Annotated in this window: 20 protein-coding genes and 1 pseudogene; 11 read left to right on the top strand and 10 right to left on the bottom strand. The window is 70.6% G+C overall.

What is annotated here, in order from left to right; genetic code table 11:
- Positions 1 to 13: 13 nt before the first annotated feature.
- Positions 14 to 1,459: an MFS transporter gene (locus AB0H84_RS26700; protein ID WP_357609494.1), complete on the bottom strand. Its 1,446-nt coding sequence runs from the start codon at positions 1,457 to 1,459 to the stop codon at positions 14 to 16.
- A gap of 107 nt (positions 1,460 to 1,566) precedes the next feature.
- Here AB0H84_RS26700 and AB0H84_RS26695 point away from each other — a divergent pair, with 107 nt between their 5' ends.
- The 4 genes from AB0H84_RS26695 to AB0H84_RS26680 all read left to right on the top strand — a co-directional run bounded on the left by AB0H84_RS26695 (position 1,567) and on the right by AB0H84_RS26680 (position 6,758).
- On the top strand, positions 1,567 to 2,292 hold the full coding sequence (locus AB0H84_RS26695; protein ID WP_357609491.1) for a TetR/AcrR family transcriptional regulator C-terminal domain-containing protein: 726 nt from the start codon (positions 1,567 to 1,569) through the stop codon (positions 2,290 to 2,292).
- Positions 2,293 to 2,355: 63 nt separating this feature from the next.
- Positions 2,356 to 3,732, top strand: a complete 1,377-nt coding sequence (locus tag AB0H84_RS26690) for an MFS transporter (RefSeq protein ID WP_357609488.1) — start codon at positions 2,356 to 2,358, stop codon at positions 3,730 to 3,732.
- A 10-nt stretch (positions 3,733 to 3,742) separates the two neighbouring features.
- Positions 3,743 to 4,747 carry an enolase C-terminal domain-like protein gene (locus AB0H84_RS26685; RefSeq protein WP_357609485.1) on the top strand — a complete coding sequence of 335 codons (1,005 nt, stop codon included), beginning with the start codon at positions 3,743 to 3,745 and terminating at the stop codon, positions 4,745 to 4,747.
- Between the two features lie 43 nt (positions 4,748 to 4,790).
- Positions 4,791 to 6,758 carry a class I SAM-dependent methyltransferase gene (locus tag AB0H84_RS26680; RefSeq protein ID WP_357609598.1) on the top strand — a complete coding sequence of 656 codons (1,968 nt, stop codon included), beginning with the start codon at positions 4,791 to 4,793 and terminating at the stop codon, positions 6,756 to 6,758.
- A 3-nt stretch (positions 6,759 to 6,761) separates the two neighbouring features.
- Here the strand turns inward: AB0H84_RS26680 and AB0H84_RS26675 are convergent, their stop codons facing one another.
- On the bottom strand, positions 6,762 to 8,045 hold the full coding sequence (locus tag AB0H84_RS26675; protein WP_357609482.1) for an MFS transporter: 1,284 nt from the start codon (positions 8,043 to 8,045) through the stop codon (positions 6,762 to 6,764).
- Between the two features lie 102 nt (positions 8,046 to 8,147).
- On the opposite strand from AB0H84_RS26675, the gene AB0H84_RS26670 reads away from it, so the two are divergent.
- Positions 8,148 to 8,840: a GntR family transcriptional regulator gene (locus AB0H84_RS26670; protein WP_357609480.1), complete on the top strand. Its 693-nt coding sequence runs from the start codon at positions 8,148 to 8,150 to the stop codon at positions 8,838 to 8,840.
- 54 nt (positions 8,841 to 8,894) lie between these two features.
- Here the strand turns inward: AB0H84_RS26670 and AB0H84_RS26665 are convergent, their stop codons facing one another.
- Positions 8,895 to 9,524 (bottom strand): helix-turn-helix domain-containing protein, encoded by a 630-nt coding sequence (locus AB0H84_RS26665; protein WP_357609477.1) that lies wholly within the window; start codon positions 9,522 to 9,524, stop codon positions 8,895 to 8,897.
- Between the two features lie 89 nt (positions 9,525 to 9,613).
- Between AB0H84_RS26665 and AB0H84_RS26660 the strand changes: the two genes are divergently transcribed.
- Entirely contained in the window at positions 9,614 to 10,027 is a 414-nt protein-coding gene (locus AB0H84_RS26660; protein WP_357609474.1) for a DUF4345 domain-containing protein, read from the top strand.
- 27 nt (positions 10,028 to 10,054) lie between these two features.
- Here the strand turns inward: AB0H84_RS26660 and AB0H84_RS26655 are convergent, their stop codons facing one another.
- Complete coding sequence (locus AB0H84_RS26655; protein ID WP_357609472.1) at positions 10,055 to 11,437, bottom strand: HAMP domain-containing sensor histidine kinase; 1,383 nt, start codon at positions 11,435 to 11,437, stop codon at positions 10,055 to 10,057.
- 179 nt (positions 11,438 to 11,616) lie between these two features.
- Between AB0H84_RS26655 and AB0H84_RS26650 the strand changes: the two genes are divergently transcribed.
- Entirely contained in the window at positions 11,617 to 12,441 is an 825-nt protein-coding gene (locus tag AB0H84_RS26650) for a helix-turn-helix transcriptional regulator (RefSeq protein ID WP_357609469.1), read from the top strand.
- 9 nt (positions 12,442 to 12,450) lie between these two features.
- Here the strand turns inward: AB0H84_RS26650 and AB0H84_RS26645 are convergent, their stop codons facing one another.
- Together AB0H84_RS26645 and AB0H84_RS26640 are read right to left on the bottom strand one after the other, a co-directional pair.
- Complete coding sequence (locus AB0H84_RS26645) at positions 12,451 to 12,933, bottom strand: (2Fe-2S)-binding protein (RefSeq protein WP_357609467.1); 483 nt, start codon at positions 12,931 to 12,933, stop codon at positions 12,451 to 12,453.
- Positions 12,930 to 13,817, bottom strand: a complete 888-nt coding sequence (locus AB0H84_RS26640; protein ID WP_357609464.1) for an FAD binding domain-containing protein — start codon at positions 13,815 to 13,817, stop codon at positions 12,930 to 12,932. Before AB0H84_RS26640 ends, AB0H84_RS26645 begins: the two co-directional genes overlap by 4 nt.
- A gap of 59 nt (positions 13,818 to 13,876) precedes the next feature.
- On the opposite strand from AB0H84_RS26640, the gene AB0H84_RS26635 reads away from it, so the two are divergent.
- The 3 genes from AB0H84_RS26635 to AB0H84_RS26625 all read left to right on the top strand — a co-directional run bounded on the left by AB0H84_RS26635 (position 13,877) and on the right by AB0H84_RS26625 (position 18,120).
- Positions 13,877 to 16,159 (top strand): xanthine dehydrogenase family protein molybdopterin-binding subunit, encoded by a 2,283-nt coding sequence (locus AB0H84_RS26635; protein ID WP_357609461.1) that lies wholly within the window; start codon positions 13,877 to 13,879, stop codon positions 16,157 to 16,159.
- An 85-nt stretch (positions 16,160 to 16,244) separates the two neighbouring features.
- Positions 16,245 to 17,483: a sugar ABC transporter substrate-binding protein gene (locus AB0H84_RS26630; protein WP_357609458.1), complete on the top strand. Its 1,239-nt coding sequence runs from the start codon at positions 16,245 to 16,247 to the stop codon at positions 17,481 to 17,483.
- A 76-nt stretch (positions 17,484 to 17,559) separates the two neighbouring features.
- Complete coding sequence (locus AB0H84_RS26625; RefSeq protein ID WP_357609455.1) at positions 17,560 to 18,120, top strand: TOPRIM nucleotidyl transferase/hydrolase domain-containing protein; 561 nt, start codon at positions 17,560 to 17,562, stop codon at positions 18,118 to 18,120.
- A gap of 12 nt (positions 18,121 to 18,132) precedes the next feature.
- On the opposite strand, the pseudogene AB0H84_RS26620 reads toward AB0H84_RS26625, so the two are convergent.
- The 3 genes and pseudogenes from AB0H84_RS26620 to AB0H84_RS26610 form a co-directional block, all read right to left on the bottom strand.
- A pseudogene (locus AB0H84_RS26620) lies at positions 18,133 to 18,243 on the bottom strand (IS5/IS1182 family transposase); the annotation flags it as partial.
- Between the two features lie 169 nt (positions 18,244 to 18,412).
- Positions 18,413 to 18,676, bottom strand: coding sequence for a hypothetical protein (locus tag AB0H84_RS26615; RefSeq protein ID WP_357609452.1), 264 nt, complete (start codon positions 18,674 to 18,676; stop codon positions 18,413 to 18,415).
- Positions 18,677 to 18,860: 184 nt separating this feature from the next.
- Positions 18,861 to 19,343 (bottom strand): hypothetical protein, encoded by a 483-nt coding sequence (locus AB0H84_RS26610; RefSeq protein WP_357609449.1) that lies wholly within the window; start codon positions 19,341 to 19,343, stop codon positions 18,861 to 18,863.
- Positions 19,344 to 19,622: 279 nt separating this feature from the next.
- Between AB0H84_RS26610 and AB0H84_RS26605 the strand changes: the two genes are divergently transcribed.
- The gene (locus tag AB0H84_RS26605; RefSeq protein ID WP_357609446.1) at positions 19,623 to 20,855 is read left to right on the top strand and encodes a hypothetical protein; all 1,233 of its coding nucleotides are present in this window, start codon (positions 19,623 to 19,625) and stop codon (positions 20,853 to 20,855) included.
- Positions 20,856 to 21,108: 253 nt separating this feature from the next.
- Here AB0H84_RS26605 and AB0H84_RS26600 read toward each other — a convergent pair whose 3' ends face one another.
- Positions 21,109 to 22,011: an aminoglycoside phosphotransferase family protein gene (locus AB0H84_RS26600; protein WP_357609444.1), complete on the bottom strand. Its 903-nt coding sequence runs from the start codon at positions 22,009 to 22,011 to the stop codon at positions 21,109 to 21,111.
- Positions 22,012 to 22,087 lie beyond the last annotated feature (76 nt).

Raw genomic sequence — 22,087 nt, 5'->3', positions numbered from 1 at the left:
CCCGGCCCCGCTCTCAATGGCCCTGACCGTCCGTCCTGGCCTTGCGCGGCAGCAGGTACGACAGGGCGAAGGTCAGGGCCAGCAGCCCCACCTCGACCCAGACGGTGACCTGCATCGACGAGCCGAAGCTCCACCGGTTCTGGAGCAGGTTGAAGAAGAGCGTGCCCAGCACGGCGGTGCCGAGCGCGCCGCCGAGCTGCTGGATCGCGGTCAGCGTGCCGGATGCGGAGCCCGACTCGTGCGGCTCGACCCCCGCGAGCACGATGTCGAAGAACGGCGCCATGGTCAGCCCCATGCCGATGCCGACGAGAGCGAGCCCGGGAGCCAGCTGCCAGCTGCCGACGTCGAGCCCGGCCAGGTGGATGGTCAGGGCGAGCACGGCCGCGCCGGCCGCCATGACGACGGTGCCGATCTGCAGCAGGCCGCGGCCCAGCTTCTCCTGCAGCCCGGACATCGCCAGCCCGAAGCCGATCACGCCGCCGATCGCCTGCGGCAGACCGGTGAGGCCGGCCTGGAGCGGGCTGAAGCCGAGGCCGAGCTGGGTGTAGAGGTTGAAGACCAGGCCGAGACCCATCATGCCGGAGAAGAACGCCAGCCCGGCCACCAGACCGCCGGTGAAGGCGCGCTTGCGGAACAGCCCGGGCGTGACCAGCGGGTCCTTGCCGGAGGCGGCCCGGCGGGACTCGTAGCGGGCGAAGACGGCGAAGAGCACGATCGAGGCCGCCATCGAGACGTACGTCCACACGGGCCAGCCCAGCTCGCGGCCCTGGATGAGGGGGTAGATCAGCAGGAACGAGGCCGTCGAGACGAGCGCGACACCGACGAGGTCCAGCTTGGTGGCGTTCGAGAGGCGGTATTCGGGCAGGAAGCGCATCCCGGCCAGCGCGGCGGCCAGGCCGATCGGCAGGTTGATCAGGAAGATCATGCGCCAGCCCGTACCGAAGAAGTCCGCGTCGACCAGCCATCCGGCCAGCACGGGACCGCCCACCGACGAGATGGTCATGACCGGCCCGAACATGCCGAACGCCTTGCCCATGTCCTGCGGCGGGAACATCTCCCTGATCAGCCCGAGGCCCTGCGGGAGCATCACGGCGCCGAACAGGCCCTGCAACACCCGGCTGGCGATCAGCATCTCGGGCCCGGCCGAGACGCCGCAGAGCAGGGAGGCGGTGGTGAAGCCGAGCGCGCCGATCACGAACATGCGCTTCCTGCCGAACAGGTCGCCGAGCCGGCCGCCGGTGATCAGTCCGACGGCCATGGCCAGGGTGTATCCGGCGCCGAGCCACTGCACGATGCTGTCGCCGCCGCCCACGTCCTTCTGGATGCTGGGGGCGGCGATCGTGGTCACGAGCGCGTCGAGCAGGTCCATGACCTCGGCGGCCAGGATCACGAAGAGGGCGGCCCAGCGCCAGCGGTAGGGCTGGACCTCGGTCGTCGCCTCTGAGGCGGTGACTGTCATGGGGGACTCCTTAAAACGGTGTTCTTCCAACGAACGCTGTTCGTTACGAACACTGTTTTATGGCCGAACGCTGTTCGTGTCAAGTACAGCGTTCGTATACTGGTCGCATGGCAGGATCCGAGGACGTCCCCACGCCCCCATGGCGCAAGTCACGCAAGCCGACGCCGCTCAAGCGGCAGCTCAATCAGGACCTGATCGTCGACGCCGGCCTGCGGATCGTCGACACGGAGGGGCTCGACGCGCTGAGCATGAGACGCGTCGCCCAGGAGTTCGACACCGGCCCCGCCTCGCTCTACGCGCACGTGGCCAACAAGGAGGAGCTGCTCGAGCTCATCTACGAGCGGGTCCTCGGCGAGATCGAGCTGCCCGAGCGCGATCCGAGCCGCTGGAAGGATCAGCTCAGGGCGTACGCCATGGAGGTGCACCGGGTGCTGACCGCCCACGCCGACGTGGCGCGGGTGGCGCTGGCCAGCGTCCCGTCGGGGGAGAACTCGATCCTCGCGGGCGAGTTCGTCTTCGGGCTGCTGATCGAGGCCGGCATGTCCCCGCGAGAGGCGTCCCTGTCCATGGACCGGATCCATCTGTACGTCACCGGCGACGCGTACGAGGGCTCCCTGCACTACGCGCGCATGCGCGCGGCCGGGCTGGACGACCCGCGGGAGTACTTCGAGCGCTTCGCCGGGCAACTCGCCGACTACTACCGGGCGCTGCCGACGGAGCGCTTCCCGCACATCCAGAAGTTCGTGGACGACCTGATCGCCGACGACGGCGAGGAGCGCTTCCGCTACGGCCTCGAGTTGCTCCTCGCCGGCATCGAGGCCCGCATGCCCTAGGCCCAAATGCCTAGGCCCCATGCCCGATGTGCCGGCCTGCGCTTTCGCCATAGTTTGCCGCATATGACGACGACAACGGTTGAGAGATCTACGGCGGGCGTGGTGTCCGCGCAGTACCGCGCGCTCAGCATCGGGCTGGTCGCGCTGGTCATGCTGGTGGCTTTCGAGGCGATGGCGGTGGCCACGGCGATGCCGGTGGTGGCCCGCGAGCTCGACGGCATGCATCTGTACAACCTGGCCTTCAGCGCCACCCTGGCGGCCAGCGTGATCGGGACGGTGCTGGGCGGCCGGTGGAGTGACGTGCGGGGGCCGATGCAGCCGATCGCGGTCGGTGTGGCGGGCTTCGTGTCCGGGCTGCTGCTGGCCGGGTTCGCGGCGGACATGGAGCTGTTCGTCGCGGGCCGGTTCGTGCAGGGGCTCGGGGCCGGGCTGATCCAGGTCTCCCTGTACGTGGTCGTCGCCCGGGTCTATCCGCCGGCCATGCATCCCAAGGTGTTCGCCCTGTTCTCGGCCGCCTGGGTGGTGCCGTCCATGGTCGGCCCGGCCATCGCCGGTTTCGTGGTGGAGAACGCCGACTGGCGGTGGGTCTTCATCGGCGTGGCCTTGATCGTCATCCCGTCGGCGCTGCTGCTCTGGCGCGGCACCGCGGGCCGCGAGGTGGCGAGCGGCGTCGCCGGGCCCGCCCCGGGCCTGGGCCGCAAGCTCGTGTGGGCCACGCTGACCGCCGTCGCCGCCGCCTTGATCCAGTACGGCAGCGCGCTCAAGCTCGCCGGCCTGCCGCTGCTCCTCGGCGGCGTCGTCCTGGTGGCCGTGGCGCTGCCCAGGCTGCTGCTGCCCGGCTCGCTCAGGGCCGCCCCCGGCCTGCCGACCGCGCCCGTGCTGCGCGGCCTGGCCTTCGGCTCGCTGACGGCGTCCCAGGTGCTCATCCCGCTCATGCTGATCAACGAGCGCGGCCTGACCGCCACCGGCGCGGGCATCGTCCTCACCATCGGCGCGCTCGGCTGGTCCACCGGCTCCTGGATCAAGGGCCGCGGCACGATCAGCCACATGACCGCCATCCGGGGCGGCGCCGCCATGGTCGCCATCGGGATCGCGCTGACGATGCTCGTGCTCGTCGACTCCCTGCCGGTCGCGGTCGCGTACCCGGCCATGGCCGTCGCGGGCCTCGGCATCGGCGCGCTGCACCCGACGGTGTCCGTGCTGGTGCTGGAGATGTCCAAGGCGGGCGAGGAGGGCCAGAACAGCGCGGCCGTCGGCGTGGGGGAGTCGGTGTTCACCGTGGTGGCCGTCGCGCTCAGCGGAGCCCTGTTCACCGCCACCGGCGAGAGCTACGCGATCGGCCTGTCGTTCACCGCGGCGCTCGCGGTCCTGGCCTTTCTGATCGCCCCGCGTTTTGTCCACCGGCGCGCAGCAGGCACTATGGAGGGAGCCGCGTCATAAAGGGGGGTACATGCCGCGAGTGCGGGAGCTTGAGGTCTTCCGACTGGTTCTGCCGTACGGCAGGAGGTCGGAGACCCTGCTCGTGAAGCTCACCGATCATGGCGGCATGACCGGCTGGGGCGAGGCCGTCTCCCCTCAGCCGAAGACGTGGTCAAGGCTTGAGGAGTCGCTGGCGTCGCTGCTGATCGGCGTCGACTGGGAGCACCCCGACACGGTGACGAGCGGTGATCCGGCGGTCGACATGGCCTGCTGGGACCTGTGGACCAGGATGCGCGGGGTGCCGCTCGCCGAGGCGATCGGCGGCACCCGCACCTCCCTCATGGCCACCGTGCGGCTGACCCCCGACGCGTCCGTGGAGAGCCTGGTGTCCCGGGTCAACCAGCAGGTCTGCGCCGGGTACGGGCACGTCACGCTGGACATCCGGCCCGGCTGGGACGTCGAGCCCGTACGCGCGGTGCGGCAGGCGTACCCGGCGCTGACGCTGGCCGTCGACTGCGGCAACGCCTACACCGACCTCGGCCAGCTCGTCGCCCTCGACTCCTACGGCCTGGAGGTCATCGAGCGGCCCTTCGCCGCCGGCGACGTCTTCACGCACGCCTCGCTGCAGGACCAGGTGTCCGCCTCGGTCGCGGTCGAGCTCGCCTCCACCGCCGAACTGGACGACTACCTGACGCTGCGAGCCGCGAAGGTGCTGCTGCTGCGGCCCGCCCTGTTCCCCTCCCTGTCGGAGTCCCGCCGCGCGCACGACCGGGCCGCGGCGGCGGGCTGGGACATCCAGTGCGCGGGTGGCCAGGGCGCGGGACTGGCCAGGGCGGCGACGGTGGCGGTCGCCAGCCTGCCGGGCTGCACGCTGCCGTGCGACGTGACGCAGCCGCCGCGCCAGAACCAGCTCGTCGAGCCGATCGTGGGCGCGAACGCCGGGGTCATCGCCGTGCCGCTCACCCAGTCGGGGCTGGGCCACGACATCGACGAGACGCGGCTGCGGAGATTGGCGAAGGAGTCATTCCACGCGTAAGGTTCCTACCCGGTCATGGCGGGTGGGGTGGGTGGGCGTGCGGATGACGCGGTGGCGGGTGTTATGGATCCTGCTGACGAGGAACTTCCTGTCGTGCTTTCTTCCGGAGTGGGGAAAGATCGTCATCGGCGTGGCGGCGATCCTGGGCTTTGGCGCCGGTCTGCTGGTCGCGAGTGGGGCCTACCGGAGTTCTGAAGCGGTGCTGATCGTGGCCGCCGCGTTCGGAGCCTGCGCGTTCGCCTTCGTGGCGGACCGGTGGCCGCGGCGGTTCCCGTGGCGCTGCCCCGTGCTGCCGCTGGACGATCAGCCGCGGCTACGGGAGCTGGTGGCGGACGCAGCGCGGCTCGCGGGATTCGACACCTTGCCCAAGGTGCACGTGTCCGCCTGGGCCGAGGTGCGGGGCGGCCGAGCCCATCGGGGCAAGCCGACGCTTCTGGTGGGGCTGCCGCTGTTGCTCGCAGCAGATGAGGCGGAGCTGCACGCGCTCCTGGTCAGGGAACTGCTCGGCGCGAAGCGGTGGCGCTGGCACGAGCGCTGGGCGGTGCATCTGTTCATGGCGCACCATCCAGACTGGTCCTGGTTGGGCGAGGCGACCGCGTCGCTGCGCAAGGAGCTCTGGGACGAGACCCGTTCCATCGTCGGCAGCGAGCGCTTCGCCGCCTCCGTGCGGGCCGAGCTGCTCCTGGCGGGCGCCTTCGGCTGGCACGTGTCCCGCTATGTCGGGCCGTTCTCGCGTAAGGGCGGCGCATTGGATGCCTATGAGAGCTTCCTGTGGAAGATCCAGCGGGACGGGCTGCTGACCCGCGCCCGGCCGGAGCCCCCTTTTCCCGACGCGGTCGAGCTGATCGACGGGGACGCCGCCCAGCCGGTCGCCGATGGCGTGCCCGCAGGGGTGATGTCGCGGGTGCCCGGCGAGCTCGCGAAACGGCTCGGGAAGGTCATCACTCACAAGCTGCTCGGCCGTGGCGGCTTCGCGCTGGGTGCGCGGCCGTACCGGATGGCGGACATCCCGGTGGAGGAGTGGGCCCAAGTCGGTGAGTACCAGCGCGAGCAGGTGCTCGAGGCCGCGGGCAAGCTGCTCGACCGCCAGGCCACCGACCTGGACGTCGTCGAGCTGGCGGTCGCCGGGCGAGCGGGCGAGCTCGAGTGGTGGCACAATGAGCAGCCGTGCCCCCACCCCACGCCCGGCGTCTGCGCACTGCTCCCGCTGTTCGACGTGGCGCTGCGGCGCAAGGGGTACGTGCACGAGCACACCTTCACCCAGCGCGAGCTGGTCGGCCCCCTCGGGGATCGGATCAATCTGGTCGAATTGGCCGCCAAGGCCGAGCGTGGCGAGCCGTACGGGATCCTGTTGGGAGGACTCATGACCGGCCGGGACCCCGATGCCGATGCGATCAGGCTCGCCGGTGAGTCGCTGGCACAGGGTGATCCCACCGGCTGGTTCGAGCGGCTCTACGTCGAGTCGGCGGCCGGCGACGCGATCGTGCCGTGGGACTCGCGTTCCCCGCATCCCCTGCTGGTGGAGTGGGCGCGCGCCGGCCGGGGGCGGGCGCTGGTCGTGGGTGCGGGGCTGGGTGACGATGCCGAGCACGTGGCGGGGCTCGGCTACGAGACGGTGGCGTTCGACGTGAGCGAGTCGGCGGTCCGGCTCGCCGAGGAGCGCTTCCCCGGGAGCCGGGTCCGCTATCAGGCCGCCGACCTGCTGGATCCGCCCGGCGAGTGGCGGCAGGCGTTCGACCTGGTGGTCGAGATCATGACCGTGCAGGCGCTGCCGGAGCCGCTGCACGTCCGCGCCATCGCCGCGGTCGCGGAGTTCGTCCGGCCCGGCGGCACGCTGCTGGTGATCGCGTCGGGCCGGGAGGAGGGCGGGCCGGTGTTCGCGCCGCCGTGGCCGCTGACCCCGTCCGAGATCGCGGCCTTCGCGGCGGGCGGGCTGGAGACGGGGCAGGTCGAGGACCTGCGCGACGGCGAGCGCCGCCGCTGGCGCGCCACCTTCCACCGGCCCGCCTGACCCCTACGCGAGAGGCTCCACCCGCTTCAGGATCACCGCGTACGTGAACGCGCCCAGCAGCGCCACGCACGAGATCACCATCAGCGGGACGGTGAACGACGACGTCTTGTCCACCAGGAAGCCGACCATGATGGGGCTGATGATGCCGGCGAAGTTCGAGGCGAAGTTCTGGATGCCGCCGATCGAGGCCACGTGCCGGTCGGCCGGGGCGACGTCGGCGGGGAGCGCCCAGATGTTGGAGGCGGCGAAGGTCGAGCCCGCGTACGCGATCGACAGCAGCGCCAGCGCCATCCACGCCTCCGGCACCCAGACCGCGACGCCGATCACCGTCGAGACCAGGAACCCCCCGGAGATGAAGAGCTTCCTGACGCGGGTGAGCGAGTCGCCCCGGGTGATGCGGCGGTCGGACAGCCAGCCGCCCAGCCACTCGCCGCCGATGGCCACCAGACCCGGCAGCGCACCGAACAGGCCCAGCTTCAGCAGGCTGAAGCCGCGCTCCTCCACCAGGTAGGTCGGGAAGAACGTGAGGAAGAAGTAGACGACCATGTTGAGGCAGAAGAAGCCCAGCATCATCGCCCAGATCGTGCGATAGCGGAACAGGTCCCGCCAGCGGAGCTTGGTCGCGCCCTCGTCGTCGCCCTCGAAACGGGCGCCGCCCTCACGCAGGTAGGCGAGCTCCTCCTCCGTGATCTTCGGATGGTCCTGCGGGTCCCGGTACGTGCGCCACCACCCGAACGCCCAGAACAGCCCGATCACACCGATGATCGCGAACGTCCACCGCCAGCCGAGCAAGCCGATCAGCGCGGTGACCACGGGCAGCGCGATGACGGCACCCACCCGCGAGCCGGAGTCCCAGATCCCGGTGGCCAGTGCGCGCTCGTGCCGGGGGAACCACCGGCCCGTGACCTTGGCGCTGGTCGTGGCGGCCGGGCTCTCGCCGATGCCGAGCAGCAGCCGTACGCCGAAGAGTGTCGCGAAGCTGCTGGCCAGCGCCGTGAGCGAGGTGAACAGCGACCACCAGATGGAGGCGAACGTGAACGTCTTACGCGGCCCGAACCGGTCCACGAACCAGCCGGCGGCGAGCTGGAAGAAGTCGTAGGACCAGAAGAAGGCGGCCAGGATCATGCCCTCTTCGGTCTTGGAGAGCTTGAAGGTCTCTCCCATGAACGGCAGGGCCACCCCCAGGCTGGCGCGGTCGAGGTAGTTGATGACGAGCCCGGCGAAGACGTAGCTGATCATGTACCAGCGCAACCGGCCGCGGACAGTGGTTCGGAGGGTTGTGGCCATCGCGATCCTTAGTAATATTTCCTATTGGATATTGCCGCTATGTTGCATACAACGCACGATGCCCGTCAAGACCCCCTCAAACCCGCCCTCGGAGCGTCAACTGTGGCTAATGACCTCGAAAACCGCTTAAAGGGGCGCGTTCCGGCAGCCCGGCGCAGCGTTCTCACCGAGGACGTCTACGAGCGCGTCAAGAGCCTGATCATGAACGGCGACCTGGAGCCCGGCGCCCGGGTCAACATCTACGCGGTCGCGAGGATCCTCGACGTCTCGCAGACGCCGGTGCGCGAGGTGCTGTCCGCGCTCGAGTCCGAGGGACTGCTGACCAAGGAGCCGCTGCGCGGCTACTCGGTGGCGCCCCAGCTGCGGCCCGACCAGATCGCCGACCTCTACCAGCTCAGGCTGCTCCTGGAGCCGTGGGCCGCGGCGCGCGCGGCCGAGCGGGTGACGGCCGAGGCGTGCGAGCGCGTGCGCGCCGAGCTGGCCAGCGTCCCGCAGGCGCCCCAGGGCACGAGGTACGAGGAGTACCACGGCCTGGCCGAGCACGACGAGCGCTTCCACGACCTGATCGCCGAGCTCTCGGGCAGCGAGGCGCTCAGGGAGTCGCTCCGGCGTACCCACTGCCACCTGCACCTGTTCCGCATCGGCTACGCGGGCAGGCGCACCGGGGATCCCACGCTGGCCGAGCACGCCCGCGTCGTCGAGGCGGTCGCCGCGGGCGATGCGGAGGCGGCCTCGGAGGCGATGCGCGCCCACCTCGCCGCCGCCCGCGACCGCTTTCTCGAGATCGGACCCTGACATCCCCGGGTCGCCGGCGGGGCGGGACGCGGGCACGGCTTCAGGTGCTCTGACCTAGGCGCCCGCGCCGGGCCCTGGTGGCGGCCAGCCGGGGGCGGGGTCCTCGGCGAGCAGTGGCCGGAGAGCGCCGAGCACCGCGCCGATGCAGACATCGCGCAGCTGGGTGCGGGTGCAGGTCGCATGGGTGAGCCAGTCGACGCAGAGGACCCGGACGAAAACCAGCCAGCTCTTCAGGACGCCGGACACGGCGTCGCGGGCGCTCTCGTCCGCGAGCGGGAGTACGGTCAGCAGCCGCGCACGGACCGCGTCCAGCTCGTTCGTCATGATCGTCTGGATCACCGGGTCACCCGCGAGATCCCGGTTCGCGGCGAGGACGGCGTTGCGGTTCGCCACGAAGTAGTCGAGATGGACGTCCATCCCCTGGATGAGCTGCTCCACCAGGGAGTCGGCGGGGTCGAGCCGCGTCTCGGCGAGCAGTTGCTCCGCCGCCTGCTGGTAGACGGCTGCGAAGAGGGCATGCTTGCTCGGGAAGTGGCGGTAGAGCAGGGCCCGGGAGACGCCGGCCGCTTCGGCGACCTCCTCCATCAACACGTCGGCGTACGGGTGCGCGGCGAAGAGCCGTGCGCCGACGGCGAGGAGTTGGGCGCGGCGGTCGGCAGGGGTCAGCCGCTGGCGGCGAGTCACGCACGAAGTTTAGTTGACATGCGTCTACTAGCGTGCCCACTCTAGTAGACGCATGTCAACTAAGCTCCCCAAGGCGACTCGGAGGGATTGTGGCCAGGGTTCTGCGCATACTCACCCAACTGATGGGCTGGGCCTGCATCGCGATCGGCCTGTTCCACGTGGCACTCGGCAACGCGGCGATCCCCGGCGCCGGTTCCGCGGGCACGACGGTCGACAGTTGGGGCCGGTTCATGGGGGCCAGCTTTGCCGGCTACGGGCTGGCCTGGCTCTGGGCCGCGCGGCAGCGTCCCATCCCGGCTCGGGCGGTGCGATGGCTGGCCGGCGTTTTCCTGCTGGGCGGCGTTGGCCGGCTGCTCTCGCTCGCCATGCACGGCTGGCCGCAGTGGTTCCAGATCGCGCTGGCGGTGATCGAGCTCGGCCTGCCGCCGGTCTTCTTCTGGCTGGCCGACGCGGAGGAGCGGACCCGGCGCAGCGACGTGGCGTCCGTGCCCAACGGGCGTTGATCGTTGTGGCCGCAGCGCGGAACCTCTTCAGCCGGTTGATCGCCCGTTCGACGACGTCGCGAGCGTCGAAGCGTTCGGCGCCGAAGCCGGTGGGCCGTCGAGACGCGGCAGCCGCAGGACGAACCTGGCGCCGCGCGGCGCGTCCTCGGCCTTGAGCGTCCCGCCGTGGCTCAGGGCGATGTCGCGTGAGATGGCCAGGCCCAGCCCGCTGCCGCCGGCGTCGCGGCGGCGCCCGTCCTCGAGGCGGGTGAAGCGCTCGAAGATCCGCTCGCGGTCGGCGGGAGCGATGCCCGCGCCGTCGTCCGCCACCGTCAGCACGGCCTCGCCGCCCGAGGCGGCCACGAAGACGTCCACGGCGCTGCCGGCGTGCCGGACCGCGTTGCCCACCAGGTTGGCGAGCACCCGTACGAGCTGGATGCGGGACCCGCGCACCCAGACCTGCGGGGCCGCGTGGACGCGCACGGGTACGCGGCCCGCACGCGGAGCCTCCTGGCTCACCAGCCGCCCGAGGTCGATCAGCTCCGGCGGCGCCGGGTCCCCGGCGCCCAGCCGCGCGAGCATCAGCAGGTCGCCGACGATGGCGTCGAGCCGGTCGGTGACCGACAGGGCCGAGCGGATGGTCTCGTGCGGATCCACCTCGCCGGGGTGGAGCAGCGCCTCCTCCAGCTGCAGCCGCAGGCCGGCGATCGGGTTCCTGAGCTCGTGCGAGGTGGTGGAGGCGAACCTGCGCTGCTGCGCCACCGCATCGTCGAGCCGGTCCAGGGTCTGGTTGGCGGTACGGACCAGCATGGCGACCTCGTCGTCGGCCGGCGGCACGGGCATCCTCAGGCTGAGATCGCTGACGGTGATCTCGGCCAGGCGCGCGCGGATCGCCTCGAGCGGACGCAGCGTGCGGCCCACCGTTCTCCACGAGCTCCAGGAGACGACGGCCAGGAGGGCGAGTGCCGCCGCCGTGAGCGCGTACTCCAGGTTGTGGCCGCGCAGCAGGGCCGGCTCACGGCGCTCCGCCACGACGACCGGGGCGTCGGCCGCCGTGGTGATGCGGATGGCCACCAGGAGGCGGCGCCCGTCGGTCCGCCGCTGGACGCGGTCGTCGACGGGCGGTCGCAGCGTGCTCAGCGCCGGGCGTCCGCGCGCGGAGCGGCTGGCGGCGAGGACCCGGCCGCGCGGGTCGACCAGCTGGACGAGAGCGATGTCGCCCGAGGTGGGTATCTCCTCGGGGATCGTGCCGGCGCGGGCCGCCGCGCTCCACTGGCTGGCGACCTGTTCGACCCGGTTGAAGGCGTCGTCCTGGACGCGGTAGCGGACCGCCAGCGACGAGGTGACACCCAGCACGGCCAGCGCGATCAGGGCGAGCAGCGACGTGACCACGGTGGAGCGCATCCGGATGGACCGGGGGTGAGAAATCACGGTCGTCGTCTCCTTTTCCGTCATGTCGACGGTAAGGGGGGACGATGCCGGGGAGGGTGGGCGTGTGACCCCCAGGAATCCCGTACACCTGGATGAGTGCCGACGGGCGCGGCGATGTGGCGGCAGCCTGGTAGTGACACACCCACCCCGACTCCCAAATCCCGACATATCGTAATGAAATGGACAGCCGTACGTTGTTGGGCGAGTTCCTCCGCGCACGCAGGGAGATCACCACGCCCGCGCAGGCGGGGCTCCTCGATGTCGGCCCGCGCCGGACGCCGGGCCTGCGGCGCGAGGAGGTGGCGATGATGGCCCACGTCAGCACGGATTACTACATCCGCCTCGAACAGGGCAGGGAGCGCAACCCGTCCGAGCGCGTGCTCTCGGCCCTGGCCCGCGTGTTCGGGCTGACGCCCGAGGCCACGGCCCACATGCACGCACTGGCCCATCCCATGCTCCGGACCCGGCGGCCGCCTGCCCGGCGGGTCAGCGCCGACCTGCGTACGCTGATCGGCGGCTGGTCCGGCACGCCCGCGCTGATCTGCGACGGCCTCATGAACGTCCTGGCCGCGAACTCTCTCGCCGACGCCCTGTACGGCGGGTTCGAGGAGCGCGACAACCTGCTCCGCATGATCTTCCTGGATCCCGCCGCCCGCGCGTTCTATCCCGAGTGGGAGAAGTCGGCCCGTTCCAAGGTCGCCCACCTGCGCCTGGTCGCCGGGTCGCAGCTCGACGACCCCCGCCTGGCCGAGCTCGTGGGGGAGCTCTCGGTCAAGAGCCCCGACTTCCGGAGGCTGTGGGCCCGCCACGACGTCTTCCCCAAGGTGGCGGAGATCAAGCACATGCGCCACCGGGAGGTCGGGGAGCTGGAGCTGACCTGCGAGGTCTTCTCGGTGAACGGCTCCGACGGCCTGCAGCTCATCACCCTGCTGGCCCAGCCGGGCAGCCCTTCCGAGGAGGCCCTGAGACTGCTGGGCAGCCTCGCCGCGCCCGTTCGCGGCTGAAGCCGCTTCTCAGCGGCTGTCGCCCCCGCGCAGGAGGGACGCCGCGCGCACCGCGGCGCGGCGGATGCCCGCGTACCCGGTGCAGCGGCACAGGTTCGAGGCGAGGAGCTCGTCGAGCCGCCGCTCGTCTTGGTCCAGCTCCGGCTCCTCGGCCAGCGCGCCGGCGAGCAGCATGAGGAAGCCGGGGGTGCAGAAGCCGCACTGCAGCGCGTGCTCGGCGGCGAACGCCTCCTGCAGCGGGTGCAGCCGGTCGCCGTCGGCCAGCCCCTCGACGGTGCGGATGTCGGCGCCTTCCACCTGAACGGCCAGGGCGAGGCAGGAGCGGACGGCGGTGCCGTCGACCAGCACGGTGCACGAGCCGCACACCCCGTGCTCGCACCCCAGCGTGGTCCCGGTGAGCCCGAGCCGGTCGCGCAGCGCGTCGGCCAGGTTGGTCCGGGGCTCGACATCGAGCCGGTGGGTCCGGCCGTTGACCATGAGTTCGACGTTCATGGGCTCTCCGGGTCCGCACTGCCTGTCGCTCTCCGGATGGCGCGGGCGAGGCAGCGCCGTACCAGAGTGGCGAGCGCGTGCCTGCGGTAGGCGGCCGGCGCGTGCGGCTCGTCGGGCGGGTCGGTCTCGGCGGCGGCCCGCAAGGCGGTCTCCGCCAGCAGCTCGGGCTCCGGGAGCTCGCCGGTCATGAGCCGCTCGGCCCCGACGGCGCGGAGCGGCACGTCCGCCGCGTTCGCCAGGCCGATCCGCACCCAGTCGACGCGGCCGCCGGAGAGCCGCAGCATGACCAGGGCGGCGGCCAGGGCGAAGCTGCCGTGCGTGCGGCGGTGCTCGGCGAACGCCGCGACGGCCCCGGCGGGCGGACGCGGCAGCCGGACGCCGGTGACCAGCTCCTCCGGCAGGCAGGCCGTGGCGAAGGCCCCGCGGAACCACGAGTCCGCGGGCACCGTACGCCCTCCCGCCGGGCCCGCCACCTCGATGCCCGCGCCCATGGCCATGGCCAGCGCGCACCACTCCGACGCCGGATGCGCCCACGCCAGGCTCCCGGCGAAGGTGCCGCGCGCGCGGATGGGCGGGTGGGCGACGTACGGCGCGACCTGGCGGAACAGCTCGGCCAGCGGGTCGTCGAACCGGGCGCGCTCCAGCTGGGCGTGCCGGACCAGCGCGCCGACGTGAACCGAGCCGTCCTCGACCGCGATCTCCGACAGCCCGGGGATGCGGTTGACGTCCACCAGCAGGGCCGGGCGCGCGGTCCGGTAACGCAGCTCGATGAGCAGGCTCTGGCCGCCCGCCAGCACCCGGCTCTCCCGCCCGCGCTCGCCCAGCACGGCCACCGCCTCCGGCACGGAGGCAGGCGCGACGTAGGCGAATTGTGCCGGTTTCATGTCACCCATCCCGGGAATCCGATATCGACGTTGGTACCGAAAGCGGGGGTGTCCAAACATTGCGGTACATCGGGATGCCGCTCGCGCGGCGTGAGGACCGCGACCTGGTCACCGGCCAGGCGCGCAGGGTCGCCGATCTGGACCTCCCCGGCACGCTCGAGCTCGCCTTCACCCGCAGCCCGGTGCCGCACGCGCTGATCCGCGGGGTGGACGTCGCCGCCGCGCTCAAGGAGGAGGGCGTGGCCGGCGCATGGTCCGCCGCCGACCTGCCGTACCTCGCCGCCCGCGACCTGCCCGGCGAGGACGGCCGGACACCGTGGCCGCTGCTCGCCGCCGGCCGCGTCCGCTACCCGGGCGAGGCGCTCGCCGTGGTCGCCGCCGGTACGCGCGCCCAGGCCGAGGACGGCGCCGAATCCGTCCGCCTGGTCCTCGAGCCACTGCCCTTCACCCTCACCCCCGGCACCGACGGCGACGACGTGGTGGTCGAGCGCACCTTCGGCGAGCCGGCCGAGGACGTGTTCGCGACCGCCCCGGTGGTGGTCGAGGCCGCCTACCGAGAGCAGCTCCTGCTCCCCACGTCGCTGGAGCCGAGGGCCGTGCTGGTCGATCCGGGGCGCGACGGCCGTCTCACCGTGTACGCCTCACACCAGGCCCAGCACCGGCTGCGGGACTCGCTCGCCGCGGCGCTCGGGCTCGGCAGGGACCGGATCCGGGTGATCGTCCCGGCCACCGGCGGCGCGTTCGGCGCCAAGAGCCAGACCTACCCGGAGTACGTGGTCGCCGCCCTGCTCGCCGTGCACCTGCGCCGGCCGGTCCGCTGGTGCGAGGACCGCGCCGAGGCCATGCTGGCCGGCCCCCGCGGTCGCGGCCAGACCCAGCGCGTACGGCTGGCGGCCGACGAGGATGGCGTCTTCCTCGCGTACGAGCTCCTGATAGACGCCGGCATCGGCGCGTACCCGCACACAGGGGCATTCGTCCCCGCGATGACCGGAGCCATGAGCACCGGCGCGTACCGCACCCCGAGGGTGCACACCCGGGTCCGTTGCGTGCTCACCAACACCGCCCCGACCACCTCCTACCGCGGCGCGGGACGCCCGGAGGCCGCCTACGCCCTCGAACGGACCGTGGACCGGCTGGCCCGCCGGCTCGGCATGGACCCGGCCGAGCTGCGCCGCCGCAACTTCATCCGCCCCGACCAGTTCCCGTACCTGACGCCGACCGGCCGCACCTACGACTCGGGCGACTACGCCGCCGCGCTCGACCAGGCCCTCGCCGCCGTCGGCTACGACGAGGTCCGCGCCGAGCAGGCCCGCCGGCGCGAGGAGGGCGAGCCGCCGATCGGCGTGGGCATCGCCACATACGTCGAACGCTCGGGCGGGCCGCCGGACAGCGACGAGTTCGGCAGCGTGGAGGCCTGCCCTGACGGCACGTTCGTCGCCCGCGTCGGCTCGACCTCCACCGGGCAGGGCCACTTCACCGCGTTCGCGCAGGTGGTGGCCTCGGTGCTGGACGTCGACATCGACCGGGTCCGCGTCGTCGAGGGCGACACCGGCGAGGTGCCCTACGGCTTCGCCACGTTCGGCAGCCGCTCCATGCAGGTGGGCGGTGCGGCGCTGTGGCGCGCCGCCGAGTCCCTCGTCGCCACCGCCCGCCGCCGCTGCGCCGAGCTCTTCAGGGTGGGGGAGGAAGAGGTCTCGTACGCGGCGGGCCGCCTGGTGGTCGGAGGCGACTCGTGCGCCCAGCTCTCGGAGCCCGGTCATCAGGGCTTCCCGGCGGACGGCTTCACGGCCGGTGTCGCCGCGGGCCCGCTCCCCGGCCTCCCCATCGGCGAACTGGTCGCCCGCACCGGCCCCCTGCGCGCCGACGAGATCGTCGCCCCGCCGCAGGCGTTCCCGTACGGCGCGCACGTCGCCGTCGTGGAGGTGGACCCGGACCTCGGCACCGTCCACGTGCGCCAGGTGGTGGCGGTGGACGACTACGGCGTGGTCGTCAACCCCATGATCGTCAGCGGCCAGACCCACGGCTCGATCGCCCAGGGCCTCGGCCAGGCCCTGTACGAGCAGGCGGTCATAGGCGAGAACGGCCTCCCGTACGCCACGACGCTCCTGGACTACCTCCTCCCGACAGCCGCCGACATGCCCCCGGTCACCCTCCTGGAGACCACCACCCCCAACCCCAACACGCCCCTGGGCGCCAAGGGCGCGGGCGAGGCGGGCTGCATCGGCATCCCACCCGCCATCGTGAACGCCGTCTGCGACGCCTTGGACATCGACCACGTCGACATGCCCCTGACCCCGGCGGCCGTATGGTCAGCCCTTCCGGCAACATCATCGCCCCGGTAATCTTGCGGATCTCTTTGGTCCTGCACCCCCCAAATCCCCAGGAGGTGGAGCCTTGGGCTCCGGCAAGAAGAGGTGGACGGCAGCGTTGCTGGCCACTGCTGTGCTGTCGATCACTGCGGCCTGCGGCGGCGAAGGCGCCGGCGGCGAGATCAAGCTGCGTTTCTCCTACTGGGGCAGCGCCGCACGGCAGAAGATGACGCAAGAGGCGATCAAGAAGTTCGAGGCGAAGAACCCGAACATCGACATCGAGGAGGAGTTCTCCGACTTCGGCAGCTACTACGAGAAGCTGGCCACGAAGGTGGCCGGCGACGAAACGCCTGACGTCATCACCCTCGAGATCCGCGGCCTGCGGGAGTACGCCGACCGCGGCACGCTCGCCAACCTGTCCAGCACCGTCAACACCGCCGACATCGACAGCAAGGTGCTCGGCACCGGTGCCGTCGACGGGAAGCAGTTCGCCATCCCCACCGGTGTCAACGCCTGGTCCCTGGTCGTGGACCCGAAGGCGATCAAGGACGCGGGGCAGCAGTTACCCGACGACACCAGGTGGACCTGGGAAGAGTACGTCGACCTGGCGGCGAGGATCACCGCGGCGACCCATGGCAAGGTCTACGGCACGCAGCAGAGCTTCAACCCGGCCTTCCTGCAGATCTTCGCCGCCCAGCGGGGCGAGTCCTTCTACCAGGGCGACAAGATCGGCGTCTCGCCCAACACGCTCAAGGCGTGGTGGGCCGTCCACCGGAAACTGATCAACACCAAGGGCTCTCCTGACGCCGCCAAGAGCGCTGAGCTCGGTGCCCTGGGCGAGGACCGGTCGCTCTTCGCCACCGGCAACGGCGCGATGGGGATGTGGTGGAGCAACCAGCTCGGCTCGATCAACAAGGCGTCGGGCAAGGAGGTGGACCTGCTGCGGATGCCGAAGCCACAGGGCGCCACCACCGGCGGCATGTTCCTGCAGCCCGCGATGTTCTACACCGCCTCGTCGAAGTCCGAGCACGCGGCCGAGGCCGCCAAGTTCATCGACTTCATGATCAACGACCCGGAGGCGGGTCAGATCATCCTCAGCGACCGCGGCCTGCCGGCCAGCTCCAAGGTGCTGGCGGCGGTCCGGGACAAGCTTCCGGAGACCGACAAGAAGACGCTGGCCTTCCTCGACAGGGTCAAGGACGAGCTCATGGACTCGCCCGCCGCCCCGCCGAAGCACGCCAGCGCCATCGAGGACATCCTCAAGCGGTATACGAACGAGGTCCTTTTCGGCCGGATGACTCCCGACGACGCCGCGAAGAAGCTCATCACGGAGGCCAACGCCCTCATCGCGGGCTAGAGTCCGTGTTTCCGAGGTCCCCGGTAACGCCACAAAAGGGGATGAAGCTTTCCGGGCTCAGTGCCAGGCTGGGCTCGTGAGCGACACGCAAACCGTGGTCCTGGTCGAGGGCACCAGTGACAAGTCGGCCGTCGAAGCGCTGGCCGAGCGCCATGGCCGGGACCTGGCGGCCGAAGGCATCTCCCTTGTGGCGATGGGCGGTGCCACGAACATCGCGGCGTACATCCGCAAGTTCGGCCCTTCCGGTGGCAATTTCCGGCTGGCCGGTCTGTGTGACGTCGGCGAGGAAGGCGACTATCGCAAGGCCCTGGAGCGCGCCGGCCTCGGAGCTGATCTCAGTAGAAGTGATCTGGAGGCGCTCGGATTCTTCGTGTGCGTCGCCGACCTGGAAGACGAATTGATCCGCGCCCTCGGCACCGCCGCGGTTGAGGACGTTGTCGACGCCGAGGGCGAGCTCAGCTCCTTTCGTACGCTCCAGAAACAGCCCGCATGGCGCGGGGGCAGCACTCACGACCAGTTGCGCCGGTTCCTGGGAGCGGGCAGTGGCCGCAAAATCCGCTACTCCGGCCTGCTCGTCGCGGCACTCGATCTCGATCGCGTGCCGCGCCCGCTGGACATGCTGCTCGCCTACCTGTGAGCCGGTCGGAGGTAGCAGCGCTTGCTGAGTCGGGGCGAACCACCGCCACCGGGAGCCGCGTTCGGCACGCTGCCTGCGGATGAGTTCAGCCAGGCGGCTCAGGGTGTGGTTGGACAGTGGAATCGAGGCACGGTAAGTAGCAGCGAAACTCCCGGTTGGGGCATCGGATCTTGGTTGATTGCTGCCTTACCGGGAGCCTCTTCTCTTGCCAACCTGCTCCTGTACGAGCCCGTGACGACCTACGCGATCAGGTTGGAGAGGCCTCAACGCCGACCTACCCCAGCGTCTACCGCTACTGACCTTGCAGATCGGTGTGCTGACCGTCACCGGCAAGGAGCGGCCGGAGTGGGGCGAGGTGTAGCCAATCGCCAGCGACCGCCGTTTCATCCACCGAATCCGCGATCTTGGACGCCAAGCAGCTTTCGGCGTCGGCCAGGCCCGCAACCGCGTTGCCCGCGTCGTGCAGCGCACCGTCCCTTTCGGCCTGGCCGCGCAGACCCTCACAGTCTGCTGGTATGCCCTGCACGGCCGGCACGAGCGCGGCCTGGCCGTCCATGGGGAGGCCCGCCCCTGGTACGCCACCAAGACCGCCATCTCCGCCCCCCGATGCCCACGCCGCCCTCATCGGCCAAATATCGAGCAGGTCGCCCCGACCAGGCAAAACCCGAAGAAATCTTGGACGATCTGCTGGCCTGGGCGGACGCCGCATGACTCTCATTCAGAAGAGCAAAAGTCGAGGTCTATGGGGAAGTCTCTACTATCTGGACGCACCGGGGGCAGGCTCTGCGCGTCCTCGTCGCGAACGGCAGGGACCATCCGCAGGTTGGCAGGGGACGAGCTGGGACGCCGCAGACGCCGAATACCGTGCCGGGCCCTACGGCGTGGAAGACCGTTTCATGACCCGTACCCGACAAGCCGAGAACGAAAAGGTGCTCGGGCTCGCCCGGCTCCGAGGGCAAGGCGCAGAGGAGTAGGTCGTCCCAGTGAACGGACCAGCGGCGGACTCCATTCGGGATGATGGAGGCGTCGTTGTCGAGTTCGAGCAGGGCAAGCGCGCCGCCGCGCAGCACGTCCACTATGGTTCCGCGCTGTCCCACCAGCCAGGCGCTGAACCAGTAGCGTTCGCCGTCACACCACACCACCAGGCCCACCCACACCGACACCAGCGCCAGGCCGTAGCCGTCGTGAACGTCGGCCGGGATTCCTACGCCGATGAGTTCCATGCGAAGTTCTTCGGCGGCAGCGACTGGGGCTATCGAGCAGATGGCCGGCGCCTTGCGCGTGCTCGCTCCGCTCTCGTGCTTGGGCATCGGAACGCCTCTAGAGTGCTCCATGGGTCGCACCTCCCGTGTGCGATCAAGGGACCCGTACAGCGTGTGCGCGCCTGCGGGTCCCGCCTTGTCCAGCCCCCTCATGACATCGCCGAGTCGCCTCCCACCGGCAGTCCGAGTAGGGGAAACTGGGGGAGACGCGTGGGTCCCCGAGCCCCTGAGGTGGATGCGATGGACGGCGTTCCGGCCTGGGCCGCACGGCTACGTGCTGCGAGGCGCGACAAGTTGTGGACGCAGCGGGAGATGGCCAGGCAACTTGCCGAGGCCGCAGATGACCACACCCGCGACCGGCTCCCCGAACGGGAATCGCTGACCCGGATGATCAAGGATTGGGAGGCGGGCAGGCATCAGCCCAAGGATCCGTACCGGGTGCTCTACTGCCGGGTTTTCGGGATGGAAGAAAACGAGCTGTTCGGTACGAACCCTGCTCGTGTCATCCGTGACGCCTCATCTGGCGATGACGAGCTCGGGGCGTTGGAATTGGCCCGCCGAGTGGCTGCCAGCGACGTGGGAGCCGAGACGCTTGAGCGGCTGGAGACGGCCGTCGACGACCTCGCGATGGCCTATCCGGTGACTTCGCCAGCGGAACTGCTTGGACGCATACGCCGACACCTGTCGTATGTCTCCCGGCTTTTCGACGCGAAGACGACGCTCCACGAGCATCGGCGCCTTCTCACGGTGGGTGGCTGGCTTTCGCTTCTTGCCTCCACCTGCCATATCGATCTGCGCCAGTTCCCGGCCGCCACAACGTGGCTGCAGACGGCCTCCCAACTGGCCGACCATGCTGAGCATCCCGAGATCGCGGCATGGTGCCTGGAGACCGAGGCATGGCAGGCGGTCACCACCGGCGACTACCGCCATGCGCTGACCCTGGCGCAGGGGGCTCAGAGGGTCGCACCGCGCGATAGTTCTGTCTACATCCAGGCGACCGCGCAGGAAGGTCGGATATGGGCACGGTTCGGTGCCGGGCCGGAAACCCGTGACGCGCTGCACCGGGTTGACCGCCTGGTGGACCCCTTGCAGATGCCCGCCCATCCAGAACACCACTACCGGTACGACCCCTCCAAGAGGGACGCCTACGTCGCCACGACGCTTTCCTGGCTCGGAGATCCGGCCGCAGAGCGGTACGCCCGGCAGGTGCTGGCCCGCCTGGAGTCCGTCGCGGATGGGCTGGCCCGGCCGCGAAGGGCGGTCACAGCGCGCCTTGATCTCGCTCTGTCCCTGCTGGCCGTCGATCAGCCGGACGAGGCAGGACAGGTTGCACTCACCGCTCTGACGAGTGAGTCGCTTGTCCCGTCCCACCACTGGAGGGCACGCGAAGTGATCAACGCCATCGAAGCACGGCACATCCCCGAAGCAAGAGAGCTCCGTGAGGCGTATCGGGAGTTGCGGAGCCCTCACTAGGCGCCAGACCCGTCCGGCTCGCGTTGACCCCAACAGCAAGCGTCTGGGAAGAGGAAGTTCTCGGCACGCAAGAAGACCACCTTCACCTATGACTGCAGCCGCCTGATGACGTCCGTCACCGACGGGCAGACACGTCGACGTACACCTACGACCCATATGAGCGGCTGCGCACCATCGAGAGCGGCAACAAGACGTGGGAGAAGTTACACCTAGTGGGGGCCGCCCGTTCGAGCCGCGCGGGCCGCTCCCGTGCTCAGGGCCTCCGGCTGTCGGCGAGGACCTGCGCCAGCGCGTGGGAGGTCTGGCGGACCATCCCCGGGTTGGTGTCCCAGTAGTACGCCAGCGCGTTCACGGCCTGGGAGAGCGCCCAGCCACGGCCGCGCAGCCACGACGCGTCGTCGACGCCGAGCTCGTCGCGGAACCGCCGGCGGCTCTCGCCCGCGAACACGTTCCACGCCGGCTGGAGGTCGCAGGCGGGGTCGCCCACGTTGAGCCCGCCGAAGTCGATGACCGCGGACAGGCGGCCGTCGACCACGAGCAGGTTGCCCGGCAGGAGATCCCCGTGCACCCAGACCTCCGCGCCGTCCCAGACGGGGGCGCTGAGCGACTCCTCCCATGAGCGGAGGGCCGTGGGGCCGTCGATGCGGTCGCCGAGCTGAGCGATCGACCGGCGGAAGAACTCGTCCCCTTCAGCGAGCGGACAGCCGCGAGCGCCGCGGGGACGCGGATGCGCGCCGGCCTGGTCGACCTTGCGCAGCGCCTTGATGAACGCTGCCAGATCGACGGCCGCTTGCTCCAGGTCGTGGATGGTGCCGTTGGCGTTCGCGCCGGGCAGCCACTCGTACACCGACCAGGTGAAGGGATAGCCCTCGGCCGGATCTCCCATCGCCAGCTGCACCGGGACGGCGAGCGGCAGGTGCGGCGCCAGCTTCGGCAGCCACCGCGCCTCCATGGCCGCCTGCCCGGTTGCCCAGCCGATGCGCGGCATGCGCACGGACAGGTGGTCGCCGAGTCGGTAGATGTCGTGGTCTGTGCCGTAGGAGTCGACGGGTTCGATCCGCAGGCCGGCCCACTGCGGGAACTGTCCCGCGAGCAGCCGGCGAACGAGCTCGGGGTCGGTATGGATCTCGTCGGCGTGCATCTTCGTCCTGCTCATCGCCGCCCATCCTTGACCGGCCGCGACCGTTACGGCAATGGGTTTTGGGTGGCGGGCGCGCCTCGAAGATGGAATA

The organism is Nonomuraea sp. NPDC050786 (assembly GCF_040654115.1).
Lineage (GTDB): Bacteria > Actinomycetota > Actinomycetes > Streptosporangiales > Streptosporangiaceae > Nonomuraea.
Note: the sequence above shows the minus strand (reverse complement) of the source record. Positions and strands in the feature narration are given on the sequence as shown.